Annotated in this window: 12 protein-coding genes; 3 read left to right on the forward strand and 9 right to left on the reverse strand. The window is 28.0% G+C overall.

Translation table 4 applies throughout. The features are described from left to right. Nucleotides 1-37: 37 nt before the first annotated feature. Nucleotides 38-1,402, reverse strand: a complete 1,365-nt coding sequence (locus EXC46_RS03540; protein WP_027333893.1) for a M17 family metallopeptidase — start codon at nucleotides 1,400-1,402, stop codon at nucleotides 38-40. A gap of 309 nt (nucleotides 1,403-1,711) precedes the next feature. Here EXC46_RS03540 and EXC46_RS03545 point away from each other — a divergent pair, with 309 nt between their 5' ends. Together EXC46_RS03545 and EXC46_RS03550 are read left to right on the forward strand one after the other, a co-directional pair. After that, nucleotides 1,712-4,456, forward strand: a complete 2,745-nt coding sequence (locus EXC46_RS03545; RefSeq protein ID WP_129622187.1) for a hypothetical protein — start codon at nucleotides 1,712-1,714, stop codon at nucleotides 4,454-4,456. Nucleotides 4,457-4,595: 139 nt separating this feature from the next. Continuing rightward, the gene (locus tag EXC46_RS03550; protein ID WP_027333891.1) at nucleotides 4,596-5,933 is read left to right on the forward strand and encodes an ATP-binding protein; all 1,338 of its coding nucleotides are present in this window, start codon (nucleotides 4,596-4,598) and stop codon (nucleotides 5,931-5,933) included. Nucleotides 5,934-6,279: 346 nt separating this feature from the next. On the opposite strand, the gene EXC46_RS03560 is transcribed toward EXC46_RS03550, so the two are convergent. The 7 genes from EXC46_RS03560 to EXC46_RS03590 form a co-directional block, all read right to left on the reverse strand. Beyond that, a complete protein-coding gene (locus EXC46_RS03560) occupies nucleotides 6,280-6,516 on the reverse strand; it encodes a hypothetical protein (protein ID WP_129622189.1) in 237 nt (78 codons plus the stop codon). Between the two features lie 305 nt (nucleotides 6,517-6,821). After that, on the reverse strand, nucleotides 6,822-8,198 hold the full coding sequence (locus EXC46_RS03565) for a M17 family metallopeptidase (protein ID WP_027333859.1): 1,377 nt from the start codon (nucleotides 8,196-8,198) through the stop codon (nucleotides 6,822-6,824). Between the two features lie 8 nt (nucleotides 8,199-8,206). After that, nucleotides 8,207-8,575, reverse strand: a complete 369-nt coding sequence (locus EXC46_RS03570) for an IMPACT family protein (RefSeq protein ID WP_044888951.1) — start codon at nucleotides 8,573-8,575, stop codon at nucleotides 8,207-8,209. A gap of 165 nt (nucleotides 8,576-8,740) precedes the next feature. Next, entirely contained in the window at nucleotides 8,741-9,601 is an 861-nt protein-coding gene (gene ylqF / locus EXC46_RS03575) for a ribosome biogenesis GTPase YlqF (RefSeq protein ID WP_129622190.1), read from the reverse strand. A 2-nt stretch (nucleotides 9,602-9,603) separates the two neighbouring features. Next, nucleotides 9,604-9,879, reverse strand: a complete 276-nt coding sequence (locus tag EXC46_RS03580) for a hypothetical protein (protein WP_027333862.1) — start codon at nucleotides 9,877-9,879, stop codon at nucleotides 9,604-9,606. 9 nt (nucleotides 9,880-9,888) lie between these two features. Next, nucleotides 9,889-10,611 (reverse strand): TrmH family RNA methyltransferase, encoded by a 723-nt coding sequence (locus EXC46_RS03585; RefSeq protein ID WP_027333863.1) that lies wholly within the window; start codon nucleotides 10,609-10,611, stop codon nucleotides 9,889-9,891. Continuing rightward, entirely contained in the window at nucleotides 10,595-11,131 is a 537-nt protein-coding gene (locus tag EXC46_RS03590; protein WP_027333864.1) for a tRNA (cytidine(34)-2'-O)-methyltransferase, read from the reverse strand. The genes EXC46_RS03585 and EXC46_RS03590 overlap by 17 nt, the downstream gene beginning before the upstream one ends. Before the next feature lie 98 nt (nucleotides 11,132-11,229). On the opposite strand from EXC46_RS03590, the gene EXC46_RS03595 reads away from it, so the two are divergent. Beyond that, nucleotides 11,230-11,436, forward strand: a complete 207-nt coding sequence (locus tag EXC46_RS03595) for a hypothetical protein (RefSeq protein WP_027333865.1) — start codon at nucleotides 11,230-11,232, stop codon at nucleotides 11,434-11,436. 664 nt (nucleotides 11,437-12,100) lie between these two features. Here the strand turns inward: EXC46_RS03595 and EXC46_RS03600 are convergent. Next, nucleotides 12,101-17,401, reverse strand: coding sequence for a lipase family protein (locus EXC46_RS03600; RefSeq protein ID WP_027333866.1), 5,301 nt, complete (start codon nucleotides 17,399-17,401; stop codon nucleotides 12,101-12,103). Nucleotides 17,402-17,557: the final 156 nt, after the last annotated feature.

The following is a 17,557-nucleotide window of genomic DNA, read 5'->3' on the forward strand; positions in this document are numbered from 1 at the left end:
AAAACACCATGGCAAGGCCATTGGTGTCTATCATGTATTATTTTGAAGCTAATTGAGCTAATGTTTTAACCATAACTCCTGTTGGATGACCATTAAGATCTGCTGTACCAGCAACATCTAAATGGATGTACTCAACTCCTTCAGTGAATTCTTTTAAGAACATAGCAGCAGAATTACTACCACCCATTCCAGTTAAATCTGTATTTTTAAGATCAGCTACTGGTGAGTTTTTGATTTCTTTACCAAAAGCATCATCAAGTGGCATTCTTCATACTAATTCTTTTTGCGCTTCAGCAGCAGATGATAAATCTTTTCAAGCTTCTTCGGATGTGGCTCAAACACCTGTATAAGTGTGTCCTAAAGCAACTAAAATAGCACCTGTTAATGTCGCAACATCTACTAAACGTGTAGCTTTAAGATTTCTAACAGCATATGTTAAACCATCAGCCATAACAAGTCTTCCTTCAGCATCTGTGTTGTTGATTTCAACTGTTTTGCCGTTCATTGATGTTCATACAGAATCAGGTAATGAAGCATCTCCATTAACACGGTTATCTGTGATACACATAACAGCAGCAACATTTGATTTAGGTTTAAGTTGCGCAATAGCTTTCATAGCACTTGCTACAAAAACAGAACCTGACATATCAAATTTCATACCAAGCATGCTTCTTGAAGGTTTTAAACTGTAACCTCCAGAGTCAAATGTGATTCCTTTTCCTACATAAACTGTTTTTTCTCTTGATTCAGGGTTCCCGTTGTATTCAATAACAACAACTCTTGGTTCATACATACTTCCACGGTTAACAGAAAGTAAAAGTCCCATTTTTAATTCTTCAATTTGTTTTTTGTTTAATACTGTAACTTTAAGGTTATCGTATTGTGCTAAATCTTGTTTTATTTGTTCAGCTAATCATTCTGAGTTACAAATGTTTGGAGGTGTAACTTGTAAGTTTCTAGCAAAGTTAACTGCTTCAGATAAAATTGTTGCTTCTTTGAAAGCTTCTTCATATTTTGAAGCTTCAGCTTTTGAAAGTAAGCTAACTGAATATTTTTTAGGTTTTTTTGAAGTTTTTGCTGAATAAATATCAGCATTTACATAGTTATATGCATGTGTCATAGCTTTAACAACACAAGGAATGCATACTTTACCTTTTACAAATGAGTCTAAATCTACTTGAACATCTCTTACTAATGATGAAAAGAAGTTTTTAGCAAAACTAAAAACACTTTCGTATGTGTGTTTTTCAGCATCTCCCATATAAACTAATGCTTCATTTTGAGAAAAATATTCTGTAACTACATTATTTTTTTCTACTAATGTTTTTGGATATTCGTCACCTTTGAAAACTGCTTTAACAAGCATTGATTCATTACGTTGACTATCAATTTTTTTAATCATTTTTGTATCCTTTCTTGTTTTTTAATCTAATTTAGTAAATTATATTACTTTATGGTAAAAAATGTGTCATTTTTTGATTACAAACGAACGATTAGCTTTTTAATGTATTATATATATAAGTTTTAAAAGAAGCAAAAAGAGAAATTGCAAAAAAACTTCTTTTTTGATTTATTTGATGTATTTTATGCACTTTTTTACTTTGCAAAAAAATGACACGAACTAAAAACATGACATTATGCTTTTGTAGCTTTGGTGTTTGATAAAATATGATATATAGTGTTGCTTTCAAAGCTTTATTTAGGAGAAAATATGAAAAGTAAAAAAATAGCCAAAATTCCAGCAAAAATCTTGCTGCCTTTAGCATCTTTTTCAATGATAATACCCGTTTCTGCAAATTTAGTTGTAGAAAGCAAAAATGATACAAAAGAGGTTTCTAAAACAAACAGTTTATCTAAAAATCTAGTCGCTAATTATAAAACAAAAGCAATAAGTGCATTTTTAAATGTAAATAGAAATGATACACCAAGTGAAAATGCCGAAACCGTAACAGCAAATACAGAAGAAGTACAAGCCTCAAACTTTCAAGAAGTTGTAGATAAAATTAGAGCTTTAAGTCATTTAAATCAAAATGAAAAGAGCATTTATATAAATGAAGCTCAAAAAGCTAAAGAAGTTGATGCTTCAAAAGTTGATTTGAATGCATATTATGAAATAGCTCGAATTCAAGATAAAATTAATCAAATTGCTCATGCTTTAGAAAATACAGAAAATGCTTTTGAATATCCTAATAAAGCTCAAATTAACATTTTAGAGCTCAATCAAAACTCTGATGCATATAAATCTTTTTATTTGATAGATGAACAAATGAAACAAGAAATAAATAGAGATAAATATATTAAACTAGAAATTAGAGTTGTTAAAAATGGCTCAAGTACTAACAATAAAGATAATCCTAACGAAGATGATAAGTTTTATGGACGCACTAGAGTTACTTTTTTAGTTAAGTACGATTTAAGAAACTACAACGCAGAATATGCAGATATAGTTCATAAGATCGGTATTAGCGGAATGCACAGTCATCCTACAAATTGATCAAAAGCTAATTTTGCTAGCGAGTCAAATGACGTTTCTACTTCTAATTTTATAACCGGATTTCAAAGATATACACAAGAAGAACAAGAACGTATCAATAATATTCAATTAAGCTTTGAATATAAAAACACATCAATACCAAGAGAGCAAAGATTATATCCAAGCGACATTAATATATATAACTTTAGAGATCATTTTTTAATAAAAAATGGAAATAATATTTTTACAGAAGAATCTGAAGAACTTATCATAAACGAACTTATACCTTACGATGAAAATCTTGGTATTCTAACTATCAAATATTCATTAAGATCTAAAAAAGATCCTTCTATTATAAGTCCAGAAAAAGACAAAAACAGTCAGCCAGAACTTCGTTTTTGAACTCGAAATGAATATATAGCAGAAGTTAAAAGGTTAGAAAACTTAAACAATAAACAAAAAACACTATTTGCTAATTACAATATAGCAGATAAAAATGTAACTCCTACACGTGAAGATGTTATAAATCAAGTAGAAAAAGCTAAACTTGTTGATCAAAAGATGTACGAACTTAAAGTTGCATTTAATGATAGTGCTAATGATTATGAAGTAGCCAAAGAAAATTCAGAATTAGAAACTAACAAAAAGTTTCTAAAACAATACGAAAAAGCAAAGCAATTATTAAATAAAAATAGTGGCGATGGTGTTATAGAAGTTAGCCAAATTCAATACATAATAGATATGTTAAAAGATGTAAGAAATATTACTTCTAAAGAAAAAGCTAAAATTAAAATAGGCCAAGATAAAAGACTTACAACCGAACAAAAAAATAGATTGAAACAGCAAGTTCATGATTTAAATGAACCATATAATGAGGGAGTAAGTATTCCTGAGGACATTCTAGAATTTCATGATAATCTAAATGAAATCGTTAATAAAGGTGATGCTATTGACGAAATTACAAATAGCAACTTAACACCTAAACAAAAAGAAGATCTTATTGAAGATATACTTAACGCCAATGTTGACGATGATGTAAATTGACGTAACAAGCAAAATAGATTCGAAATAACAAATGAGAATATCAATAAGAAAAAAGAAGCATACGAGCGCATCAATAACACTCCAGATTCATTACTTACAGTTCAAGATAAAGAAAAACTTGTTGAAAATGTTGAAAATAACAATCCTATCGATCAAACATTTGACCACGTTTCATCAAATATCGACAAAAAACAAGAAGCTATAACTAAAGTAAAACAAGATAGCAATTTAACCGAGCAACAAAAGAATCAAATTAACGAAAATATCCATAATTTAGATCCAAAAGATGTAAATTTTGAAAACAAATTAGCTAATGAACTAGCTAAAGCAAAGTTAATTGCAGAAATTCAAAAAGATCCTGTTTTAACAAATGATCAAAAAGACAAACTTATAAGCGAAGTGATTTTATTGCCTAATAATTCAGAATTATCAGCATTATTAGAAAGAGTAAAATCAAAAGTTGATTTAATTAAACAAATTACTAATAATACTATTTTAGACGATCAACTTAAAGATAAATTACAAAAACAAGTAATTAATAACAAAGCAGATTCAAATACATTTGAAAATAAACAAAATGAATTAAAAAATAGAATAATTGACTTGCAAGACTTGATTAAATCATTAAATGATTTGATTGATTTTACAAATGATCCAAAATGAAACAAAATCACCAAACAAAGTCAGCAAGCAATTTTAGATGCAATTTCTGCTACAAAGCAAATTTTAAGCAATAGTGATGATTCTTCTAATTCACAGATTCAAGAACAAACAAACATCAATAGATCGCTTTTAAGCGGATATAAGAAATCATGAAATAAATTATGATTACTTACTCTTTTAATCTTTCTTATTCCATTCTTATGATGATTCTTCATTATTTGAAAACGTATAAAGAAAGAAGAAGAAGAAGAACCTCAAAATATAGAAGCAAATTAGAATTAGTTTTTTCTAAAAACTTGCAGCATTATAGAAAGAACCCGTTTTATCTAATAAGAAGCGGGTTTTTGTTTTAAAATATAAATATAGATAGCTTTTATAAGTTGAATTTATAAAAAGTAAAAAAATAGGATTAATTATGGAAAAGAAAAATATTGAATACAAAATAGATATACCTGAAAAATCGAGTCAATTGAAAGCTGAAATTGTTTCTTTTTTAAACACAGAAGGTGGGGAAATATATTTAGGCATGAGCGATAAAGGTGAAGCTGACGAAGATAAAATCAAAGAAAAAAAGAAAATATGAGAAGAAACTATTTCTAATTGAATTGTCAATGCTTTTAATACGAATATTTCTGAATTAGTAGAAGTTTTTCCTGATGAAATACCTTTTAAGATTAAAATCTCCAAAGGATTAAATAAACCATATTATTACAAAGACGGTGAAGGTTTTAATTATAAAGGCATATTCGTTAGAGTAGGTAGTACAAAAAGAAGAGCAACACAAGAAGAGATAAAGAGAATGTTGAATAATTTTAAAACACAAAGCTATGAATCTATTACTATCAGTAAAAAAGATTTAACATTTGATTATCTTGAAAAGAAATTTAAAGAAAAGAATATCAAATTTGACAAAAGAGCGTTATCGTTAATTGATAAAAATAATAATTACAATAACGCCGCTCTTCTTTTGAGCGACCAAAATAACACAATTACAAAATTCGCAATTTTTAAAGGTGTAGATATTGATGAGTTTTTAGATAAAAAGGAATTCAGTGGTTCTATTGTGAAACAAATGGATGATGTTTTATATTTTTCAAATCTATTAAATAAAAATAATATAACAATTTCTGGTAAACCTGCTAGAGAAGAAAAACACGATATACCAAAAAGAGCATTAAGAGAAGCTATTGCAAATTCTTTTTGTCACCGTGATTATTCATTAAGCGGGGATATAAAGGTTGAATTTTTTAAAGATAGAGTACAAATTTTTTCTCCAGGAGATACTCCCGAGGGATTAACTTTGGAAGAAATGAAAAAAGGTTTTATAGCAAAAAGAAATGAAATAATAGTTAAAGTATTAGATAAATTAGGTCTTATTGAAAATTATGCATCGGGTGTTAGAAGAATTTTTCAAGATTATGAAAATTTTGAGAAAAGTCCTGAATACTATATTTCTAATAATGGTGTATTAGTAACCCTATACAATAGAAATTACAATAGTAATGCGAAAGATGTTGAAGATATTATAAAAAATATTATTGAAACAAGATTAACCGAAAGACAAACCAAAATACTCAATCTAATTCATGAAAATCCTAAAATATCTATAAACCAAATTAAAAATATATTAAATACATCTTACAGTACCATAAAAAGAGAAATTTCTCAATTAAAACAAAAAAATAAAATTATACGTGTTGGTGATCTAAAAAATGGTTATTGAAAATTATTAGAAGATGCAGAAAACGAATAGAAGTAATAAATAAATCCAGAAAAATTGAACCCAATTTTGAACCCAATTTTGAACCCAATTTTGAACCCAATTTTGAACCCAATTTTGAACCCAATTTTGAACCCAATTTTGAACCCAATTTTGAACCCAATTTTGAACCCAATTTTGAACCCAATTTTGAACCCAATTTTGAACCCAATGCAAGTGTGTTTATATTGTATTTATAAAACTTTAACTAATGCCGGTTAAAATGTAAAAAAAATAATTCTTTTTTCAACTTAAAATATAAAAATATAGGTTAAATTTAAACCAAGAATGCAAGAGAAAGTGAATTTTACTCTTGTATTTTTTTAGTTCCAAAGTGCTTTTAAATTAAAAATCCAGCAAAATTATAACCCAATTTTGAACCCAATTTTGAACCCAATTTTGAACCCAATTTTGAACCCAATTTTGAACCCAATTTTGAACCCAATTTTGAACCCAATTTTGAACCCAATTTTGAACCCAATTTTGAACCCAATTTTGAACCCAATTTTGAACCCAATTTTGAACCCAATTTTGAACCCAATTTTGAACCCAATTTTGAACCCAATTTTGAACCCAATGCAAGTGTGTTTATATTGTATTTATAAAACTTTAACTAATGCCGGTTAAAATGTAAAAAAATAATTATTTTTTCCAACTCAAAATACAGAAAAGTGAAGCCAGCCGTAAACTTAATGAGACATATTTTCCCTCTTTTCTTGCTATTTTCACAAATAGTAAGATTGTTTTTATAACAACTCTTATAGCGGAAGCTAATTAGTATTTCAGTTTAAGATCTTTATTTGGATAAATGATGTTGCATAACAAAAACCAGCGATTAAATAAGCTGGTTTTGTTTGAATATAATAAATTAGTTCCTTTGTTTTACTTACTTGATAAAAGAGCATATTCTACTAGTGTTGCAACTAATTCACCTTGCGGTTCACCATTTTTGTCAGCTGTTCCTGCTACATCACAGTGGATATATTTAACATCATTAGTAAATTCTTTTAAAAACATTGCTGCTTGGTTTGAGTCAGCTTTAACTATTGAACTTCAATTTAATAAGTCTGCAACTTTCGAACTTTTGTTCCCTTTATTAAAATCTTCATGCATTGGCATTCTTCATACTTTTTCTAGACTAATTTGACTAGCTTTTTCAAATTGTTCTCAGTTATTTTCATCAGTTGATCAAATTCCAGTATAAACATGCCCAAGAGCAGTTAGCATTGTACCTGTAAGTGTTGCAACATCAATTAAAGTGGTCGCTTTTAATTTTGTAGCCCCATAATATAAACCGTCAGCTAGTACTAATCTACCTTCAGCATCAGTATCATTTACTTCTACTCATTTTCCACTCATTGATTGATAAATGTTTTCAGGTAAAGAAGCATCGTGATTAATTCTATTGTCTGTAATACACATCACTGCGCTTACATTAACTTTAGCTTTTAATTGAGCTAATACTTTCACAGCATAAGCAGCTATAGCAGAACCGGACATATCAAATTTCATTCCTGACATATGATATCCTTTGGTATTAACTCCACCAGTGTCAAAAGTGATTCCTTTACCTACAATTACAATGTTTTCTTTTGATTTTGGATTTCCTTGATATTGCGCTACTAAAACTCTTGGTTCATGTGTGCTTCCTTTATTAACTGAAAGAAGTAAATTCATACCAAGATCTTGAATTTCTTTTTTAGTTAAAACTTCAACTCTTAAATTTGATAATCCTGAAAAATCATGAGCAACTTCAGAAGCTAACATTTCCGAATTTAAGAAGTTTTCGGGTTTAATTTGCAAGTTTCTTACTTTAGTAATAGCATCAGAAACTAGTTGTAGTTTATTGATAAGTTTTGCTTGTGCACTTGTTAAATTTTCAACTAATAAATGCATTTCTTTGCTTTTTGTTTTGCTAGTTTTGATCTCAATTGATTTTTTAAAAAGCTCTGCTCTAACAAAGTCAATTTTGAGAATAAAAATTCTCATTAATTGTTCAATTGTAATACCCTTAAATAAAAAACTAGTTAAATCAATTTGATAATTACGGTTTCTATAAGTACCTAATTTTAAAGCTGCTTCAATTAGTCCATCAATTGTTTGATGTTCTTTATCGATGTAAAAATAAGCTATATTTTTTTCAATATCTTCTGTTAATGTGAAGTTTTTAGTTCCCACAAATTCTGGAAAAACACTTCCTTCGTAAGCAGCAATAACTTTCACAAAATTTTGATTTTCTTTTTTAATTATTTTCATAATATCTCCAATTATTGGTTTTCAATTAGTTTATTAATTACCATACCAGCACTGCTACCGTATGCTCGTTTTAATCCACCTTCACCTAATTTGATTCCGCCAAAATATCTCACAACAAAAATAGCTTTATTATAAACATTCTTCATTCTCATCAAATTATAAATAGGTCTTCCTGCAGTGGCTTTTGGCTCTGCATCATCATTAAAACCAGCGCTCTCTACTCCATCTTGATAAAGTAAATAAGCATAGCAAACATGCCTTGCATTTTTATGCTCATTTTTAAGTTCTAGCCAAATTTTTTTGACTTCTTCTTTGTTTTGAACATCAAAACAATAGGCGATAAATCTGGATTTTTTAATAACTAACTCTTCTTTAATCATAATTATTCAAATTATAGCATTTCAAAAAGAAAAGATTAAAAACAAGTGTATCTAATCTCGCTTTTCTTATGATTTAAGTAAAACGAATTAAAAAAACAAAACGCTAGAATAGTAGCATTTTGAATTTTAAAGAATAGCTTAAAACAAAAACTTTTTTAAAAGCTTTTAATCATAAGTTACACCAGTTAAATTTTTGCAATAATTAATAAATTGTAGCTGAGCTTTTTTAATATCTTCTTTACCCTCATTTTTTAAAATTTTAAACTTGTTAGCATATTCAAAAAAGAGTCCATAAATCTCGTTATCATCAAAACTTGGTTTCATTCCAATTTCTTCTAATTTATTTGGATAGTATTTACTGAGTAGTTTTCACATTTGTGTAGCCATAAAATCAATTGGAAAATTCTCAAGTTTAATTGATCCGATTGTTAAAAGTTTAATCGCTACTTCCTGATCTTCAAATTTAGGCAATAAAATACCTGGAGTGTCCATAAATAAATACTCTCCATTCACAACTCATTTTTTAGCACGAGTAACACCAGGGTAGTTAGCAACTTTTAAGCTCGCTTTTTCACTGACTAAATTAATAAGAGTACTTTTCCCGCAGTTTGGAATTCCAACAACAAAAGACTTCATTCTTGTGATAAGCATTCCTTTTTGCTTGTTCTTTTCGATTTTAGGCTTCATTATTTGTTTAATCTTCGTTAAAATAGCATTTTTTGAAGATTTTTTACGTAAATCTAATCAAAGCAAGTGCTCGTTTTTAAAACGAGCATTAATTGCTGCTTTTTTGCTTATGTCCATTAAATCACTTTTTGTGATGATAAAAAGGCGTGGTTTTTGTGTAGCTATAGAATCAAAATCTTCATTGTATGAACTAATTGGGCAACGAGCATCTAACACAACTATAAAAACATCGCAAAGATTTGCATTTTCTCTAATTTCCTTCATAGCTTTGGCCATATGACCAGGAAATCATTGAATTAAATTTTTATAATTATTTACTTTTACATCTTTATCTTCCATTTTTAACTCTTTCTTTGTTGTTCTAGTTTAGTAATTTGTAATTTTTGACGTTCGTTTTCAAAAGTTAATTCATCAATTTTACTTTTTTGTGACATGATAATCTCATCTTTTTTAGCTAAAGCTGATTCAAATGATTCAAAATCTGTGATTGCATAATGAATTAAAGCACTAATTTCTTCAAGAAAATTATTAACTTCAGATTTTGAATATCCTTCTAAATTGATTGAAAACTTGGCATTAATTAACTTGCTTTTCACATTTGATAGAATTTTTTTCATTTTTGCTCCTTATTTTTTATTTCTAATTTTATCTAAAACAATTGCAGTAGCACAAGCTACATTTAAACTTTCAAAATCAATTGGGATATAAACTTTATAATCAGCATAATTTTGAATTTGTTTACTAATTCCTTGTCCTTCATTTCCGACAACAATTACTAATTTATTACTCACAAAATTAACATCATTGAGCGCAATTGCTTCTTGATCTAAAAGAGTTTGATAAACTACATAATCACGCTCTTTTAATTTAATTAGCTGTGCTTCTAAATTTTTGGTTGGTATGATATTAATATCGAAAAAAGCGCCTTGCGATGATCTGATTACCTTTTCATTGTATGGGTCTAAATTCTCAATAATAACTGTATCAAATCTAAAAGCTTTCGCAAGTCTAATTATAGTTCCGACATTACCTGGATCTTGTAAATTATTAAGTGCAATTATTTTATTAACTTTTTGATTAAAAGTGGGTTTACGTACTTTAGCTAAAATTTTTTGAGGTGTGATTGTTGTAGATAAATAAGACAAAATTTCTTCTGAAATTAAAGTTGATTCTGGATATTTTTGGGAACTTGGTGTTTCAAAAATTTCTAAAACTAAATTTTTATTCAAAGCTTCCGAAACAAGGTGATATCCTTCAACTAAAAAAGCACCTTCAAGTTCGCGATATTTTTTATCATGTAATTTTTTTAGTGCTTTGATTTTGCTATTTGTTTTACTTGTTAAAATCATTTTCAACTAAATAGTTTTTACCTTTTTCAACTTCAAATTTCGATAAATCAACAAAGTTAAGTTGTCTCATAACTTCAAAACCTAAAATACTTACACAATTTGCTAAATTAATTGACCGCATTGCAGACACCATTGGAATACGAATGCAAGTTTCTAAATTATCTTGCAAGATCTTTTTATCAATTCCAGTTGACTCGCGACCAAACATAAGTCACACTTCTTTATCTTGCTCATAAGTAGCTTTGTAATTAACGTCACTATAAAGATTAAGTCCATATCTTGTCACATAAAAAATTTTCTTGTTTGAATATTTCTTAGCAAAATCTTCATATGAAGCATGAACTTCATGCGGAATATCCGAAAGCATACGTCCTGCTCCATATCTGCGTAATCATTTTGGGTGTAAATCAAAACCAATTGGTTTAATAATGTGCAATTTTGCTCCGATTGCAAAACATGTACGAATAATATTTCCTGTATTTGGGCAAATTTCAGGTTGAAATAAAACTATATTTAACATAATAGTTTAATTATAAAGAAAAAACACACTTGCGTGTGTTTTTTATCGATTAATTAAATTAATTTTCGTCTTTTTTGCTTTTTTTGATTAAACCAAAAATGAATGAACCAATTCCGGCGATTGTAAGTACAAGAGCTAATCATCATGGTCATTTAAGTTGCTCATTTGCTCCTCTTAATAATCCATCAATTAGTCCTTTAATTGCACTAAATTACACATTTGATAAATCTTTTTGTGCAAGAGCTGATAACACTTTAACATCATCTTCAGTAAGTTTTTTGGGGTGTGTCAAAATTAGAGAATAGTTGAGATGATTACTATTTAGTTAAAAATGTTTTGAAATCACTTAAACAAAAATAAATATCCGAAACAAAGTCAGATATTTCATTTTTTATACTAGGAGCTGGGAAACGTAGGAAGATTATAAAAATATGATTTTGAATCAATTTTAGGCTTTTTTATCACGAATATTTCTCTCAAACTAAAAGTAAAAATAAGAAAAGAAAAAACACGCTTTCGCGTGCTTTTTATGAATGAAATAAAATTTATTTATGATTATAAAAACCTAATTAATCATATTAAAACTGTTTAGAAAAATTGCTGTTACAACTTTTCAAAAAAATGTGGAATAGACAATAAAATGAAGAAAGTCACGAAGTTCTAATATTTAGATTTTTAACAAACATAAATGCAAGTTTTGATAGGATTACCAAGAAAATAATGCATTTTAGTTTGACCAGAACAAAAACGAATTATTAAGTCCTAAAAAAACTTAAAACGAAATATTCATTTTTTACTTCCACATTAATATTATAAACTAAAAGATTTTTTTATAAAATACCTTCATTTTTATTTTTTTATAGGTAAATCACCAAAAGATTCAAATATAGCCTAAAAATAAGTGTTTTTGGATGTTTTTGTATTTTTTGAGTTAATTTTGTGAAAAATTTGCAAGAAATTGAAAATGTTCTATTTTTTAAATGATATTGTTTTTCATATTTTTGTAAGCATTAAAAGCATTTTCGCTTTTCCTACTTTTAGCGCTGTAATAATAGAACTAATGATTAAAATAACTGCTAAAGAAAGACCAATAACAAGCGGTTTTCAATTTCCAGAAGAGTTGTTTTTCATTTGTAATTCGATGGTGTATATGCCATCTAATTGGTATAAATTTAACCCTTTTGGTAAAACATATTCTTCAGGAAGATCTAAATCTTCGAGATTAATTGGCTCATTGTATTTATGAGTAATTGTAATTTCCTTAATAATTTTATCTTTAAATCTTAAAACAATGTGCGAAACAACCATTTCTTCTTGTAAATTAATGATATTCTCTTGTCCTTTAATTATGGTTATATTAGGGTTGGTAGCAATGTAGTGTTCAGTAATTTCTCACATTGTGTTATTAAAATTATTAAATTCGGATTTTGAAATACTTTGTCTATGTAAGATTTTGTTATCAAAAACGAAAATTAATGTTGTAACATCAGTACTTTTTTCTAATTGCACATTAACAATTTGATCTTCATTTACGTTTTCTAAAACAACATAGTTTGAAATAGGAATGTAATGATATTCATCAGAATTTGAGTTAGGAACAGGCGGAAGTTCATATGTTCCTTCAAAGAGAACATTAACTTTTTCAATTGCAATTAAATCACCTTCATAATAAAAGTTGTAGGTAATATGGAATTGCTTTTTGTTTAAGACAATTTCATATGTTGCTTTTGGATCATATTCGTTTTGCGGATTGATAATTACATATCCATTAGGAACATCAAGTTCAGTTAATAAGATCTTGTTTTTGCTATTTCTTTCAAGCGTTTGCGTCTTAATAACTTGATCTTCATACTTAAAGATAAATGTTGTAGCAGAACTAGCTTCTTGTACTAAAATTTGGTTTATTTTTCCGCTTTCTAAAACAAGGTCACTTGTTTTTAAAACATATCCTGCAGGTAAAATTAAATCGCTTGTAGAAGGAGTGTATTTTGATGAGCTATAAAATTGTTGAGTTCCCAATTTTTTGTCATTATAATAATATTCAAAAATTGTTTCAACTTGCTTTTTAGCTAAATAAATTCTATAAGTTTCACTTTGTTCAACATTATTTATAGCTTTATATGAGTTAGGATCAACTAATCCAAAATCATATAAATTACTTGTTGATATAGGCAACTCTGGAAGGTTATATTCTTCATGGAATTTAACTTTTAAAGAAACACTGGCTACCTTTGTGTTTTCGAAGAAATATTCATAAGTTAATGTAAATGTTTCTTTTTCAACATTGATTGTGTATGTTTGACCTGCTAAATATGATTCTTGTGGATCTCTTGCAAGATAGCCAAATGGTAATTGTAAACTAGAAAATGCAATTTGACTATTTTGCGCTTGTTTAAGGGTGATTGAACTAATTAGTTGCTCATTATCTACGAAATTAAAAGTGGTTGTTGCAACTAAATTAGTAACAGCAACTTTATTATTTTGTCCAATTGTAATTTGAATATTTGGATCTTTTAATGCATAGCCATTTGGAATATTTAAATCCTTGCTTGTAATTTGATAATTTGGAGCTTTTCAAAACTTTTGCGTTTCTAAAATTTCATTAGCATCATTAAGGTATTCTATTGTTGTAGCTACTTGATCTTTTTCTAAATCAACAATTATTTCTTGATCTTTTTCAACATTTAAAATTGGTTGATAAGTATTTTTTGTTCTATAGCTAAAATCATTTGAATTTGAACTTGGTAAGCTAGGTAAGGTATATGATTCATGATATAACACAGGAACTTTATTAACTGAAATAATCTTGTCATTAAATCTAAATTCATAAGTCAAAATATATGATTTTTTATTTAACTCAATTTCGTAGTTTTGCCCTGCATTAATTATTAAGTTTAAATCCTTAATTTCATATCCTTTTGGCGCTACTAATGAACTAGCAAAAAGATGCTCATCAAATGGTATTTCAAGCCTACGTGTTTCAATTGCATTATTTTGATATTTAAGTGTAATTTGTGTTTCTAAAAGATTTTTACTTAAAATAACCGAATTAATTTGCCCTGTATGAATTTCTAATGTATTTGGGTTTTCTATATGGTAATTTAAAGGAAGTACTAAATCACTGTGCTTTACTTTATAGCTAGGTGCTTTGTTAATTTGTTGTGATTGAATTAAATTTTGTTCCTGATCAAAATAGTTAATTGTTGTGACTAATTCGTCTTTAATTAGAAAAATTTTAACAACTTGATTTGATTCAACTGTTTTTAGTGGTTTATATTCATTTAAAGTTTTATAACCATAATCATTTAAATTAGAAAAAGGAAGAGGAGGCAGTTGGTATTCTTTGCCATATGAGACAGTTATTTGCTCTGAACTAATTTTGTGATCTTCAAATCAAAATTCATAAGTTAGAACATATTCCTTACGAACTAAATCAATATTATGATTGTGATTCATATCAAACACTTGGTTTGGATTTTTTAAGGAATATCCGGTTGGAATAGATAAACTAGAAGAAGTTATCACATAATCAAAATCTTTTGTAATTTTTTGAGTTGCAATTTCTGTTTGATCAATAAAATAAGAAACAAACACAGTTTTTTGCACTTTATTTACTTCAAGATTATTTGTTTGTCCTGTTTTAATATTTACAATATTAGAATTTACAAGAGTGTAATTTTCAGGAACTGATAAATCACTGACTTGAATGTTATATGAAGGAGCTTTTTGTAGCTCTTGTGATGCTACATTATGTCCGTCTCAAACATAATTAATTGTGGTTTGAAGTTGTAATTTAGTAAGTTCAACAACAATTGTTTGATTTTTATCTATATTTTCAATTTTACGAAGTTGATTTTTAGTTTGATATACAAAATCATTTGTGTTTGAACTAGGAACATTTGGCAGTTCATAATCACCTAAATACTCAGTTTCAATTACATCTGTACTAATTGTTTCGCCTTCCAAAACAAATTGATAAGTAAGAGTATATTCTTTACGTTTTAAAATAATATCTTGTGTCTCTAGAGCATCATAAGATGATTTATCACTAAATTCATAATGATTTGGTAAATTTATTTCACTTTGAGTAATTTTCTCATCACTTCATTTTTGGAATTTTTGCACTACTAAAACATCACGAGAAAGAGGATCAAGAAGTCTAACTATAACTTCGTGTTTAGGCTCGTCAACTTCTCTTAAATTAACAACTCAAGTAGCAAAAGTATTATTTCTTTCTTGCTCATTGATGCTAATTTGTTCATAAAGTTTATGTGGCAGCTTACTTTTTGGAAGTGAAAAACTATGTAATTGATCAGTAACTTTCGTGATAAATTGTTCACGTCCAATTTCTTTATTATCCATCTTGAAGATGATGTTTTGTTCAAATGGAATGAGTTCTAGATCAATAATATTTTCTTTTCCTCACGTTGGATAAGATTCAGGATCTAACAACCTATAATTCACGTCATTTCATGCATTTTCTCAATATATATCTTCACCAGGATAAGTAGTTGCAGTCAGTTTTTCTCCAATTTGCTTGTTTGTTGCGTGATCAACAAAAGTAATTTTAGTAGTAGCTTTATTTTCAACTTCGATAAGTTCTAAATTAAAGATTGAATCTTTTGTAAAATCAGTAACAATAGGGACGCTATCATAACCTTTAATAGCATATCTTTTTGTAATGCTACTTGGATAAGGTGGAATCGAAGGAACTTTGTAATTATTTGTTTCGACATTAACAGTAAATTCTGTTTGATCAAAAGTATGTACAGGTCTACCATTAAATGTGAAATTGTAAACAATCTTATGATTAATTGGTACAATTTCTAAATTTTGACTAAATAAAGAAAGATTATTTAAGGCATTCTCATCTTTAAACTTATATCCTTTAGGAATATTCTCTTGAATTTTGTTTTTGTATTTAACTTGGCTAGTAAAAACTGATTCAAAACTTTTTAAAGTCGAATTATTTCTAATGTAATTAACAGATAAGATCTGCTTTGCTAAAGCTAAATCTTTAAGCTGTGGTTGCGGATTTAGAATTGTTTCTGAACCTTTTCTAATACCATTTACAAAATACTTATCTACAATTGGTTTTTTAAAGAAAGATTTATTGGTGTGGCCACCATCTCCAACTGTAATAGCGTTTGAAAAATGACTAGGCATATTATCTTGTGCAGTTACAAAATTATGCGATTTGCCTTCTCTAATTCATGTATTAACGTAATTTGCTAATGATGAATCTTTAATGGCTGGTGCGTTAAAAGATCAAGCACCTAAATAATTATTGCTATAAGAATTATCCTTCTTGTTTTCAAGAAGTAATGCTGCGTAACCATTTGCTAAATAACCACCTAAAGAGTGACCTACTGTGGCTATAGAAGGTTTTCCTCTTTGGTCTAATCATTTAATTTTTTGCGAATTAAATTTAGGGTCACTTGGATTGAAGAATTTTTTTCTTATGTTTCAATCTTGTCAATATCATGTTGCTTTATTTATATTATCTGAAAGCTGTGAAGGACGTTTTGCTCCTGCTGCTAAATCTATATCATCATCAAAATCATTAGGATTATTGGTACCAGCTATCGCAAGAACATTGAGAGTTTGACTTTCAATAAAAGGGAAATCACTTTGATTAGTAAATCAAGTTGCTTGGTAACCATTTGATTCATCAAAACTATAAACAGGTTGTCAATATCTTGAAAATTCATATTGCATATTTGTATATGCATTTAGCATAAAACGTTGATTTTCTCCACTATATTTGCCCTGTTTTTCAAGATTAAGTGCTTGCTGAACATTGTCTTTAAAATCAAGAAAATTATCATTGTTAAACATGTAAAAAAGAACAGATTTATTACGGTAAGCTAACTCTTGAAAAAAGAGCATATCTCTGTCACTTAAATCTCAACTTAATTTATGTGTATCTTGATCATCTGTGATTCCGTCTCCATCAGTATCAGCTAGGTGAGGGTGTGAATTTAGTCCATAGTATAATTTACTGTCTTTTTCGTAGGTGTAGACTTCCTCTTTATTTAAAAGACCATCCTCATCATCATCACCATCTGGATTTAAAATAGATGTTTTAATAAGCGATGAATCGTAATATCCATCAGCCATTGAAATTTCGCCAGCGTAAATTTTTTGTGCTGTTTCACTAGTAAGTGGCTGGATGTTTTCGTATGTTTCATTAGTAGAAGCAGTCACAAAGAAAGAACCTAGTGCTGAAAGAGATACAAGTAAAAGTTTTAATTTATTATTTTTTCTCATGTTTTCCTTAATTATGAAATTTTATAAAGTTGAACTTAAGTTAGTTGGCTTATATAATTAATTTTATATTAATTTTAAATGGTTAATATTATAACCTAATTTTTTTCATAAATAAAAAAATAGAAAGCGCTTTTGCACCTTCTATTGGTTTATAAG

It is taken from the genome of Mycoplasmopsis glycophila (assembly GCF_900660605.1).
Taxonomy (GTDB): Bacteria; Bacillota_I; Bacilli_A; order Mycoplasmatales; family Metamycoplasmataceae; genus Mycoplasmopsis; species Mycoplasmopsis glycophila.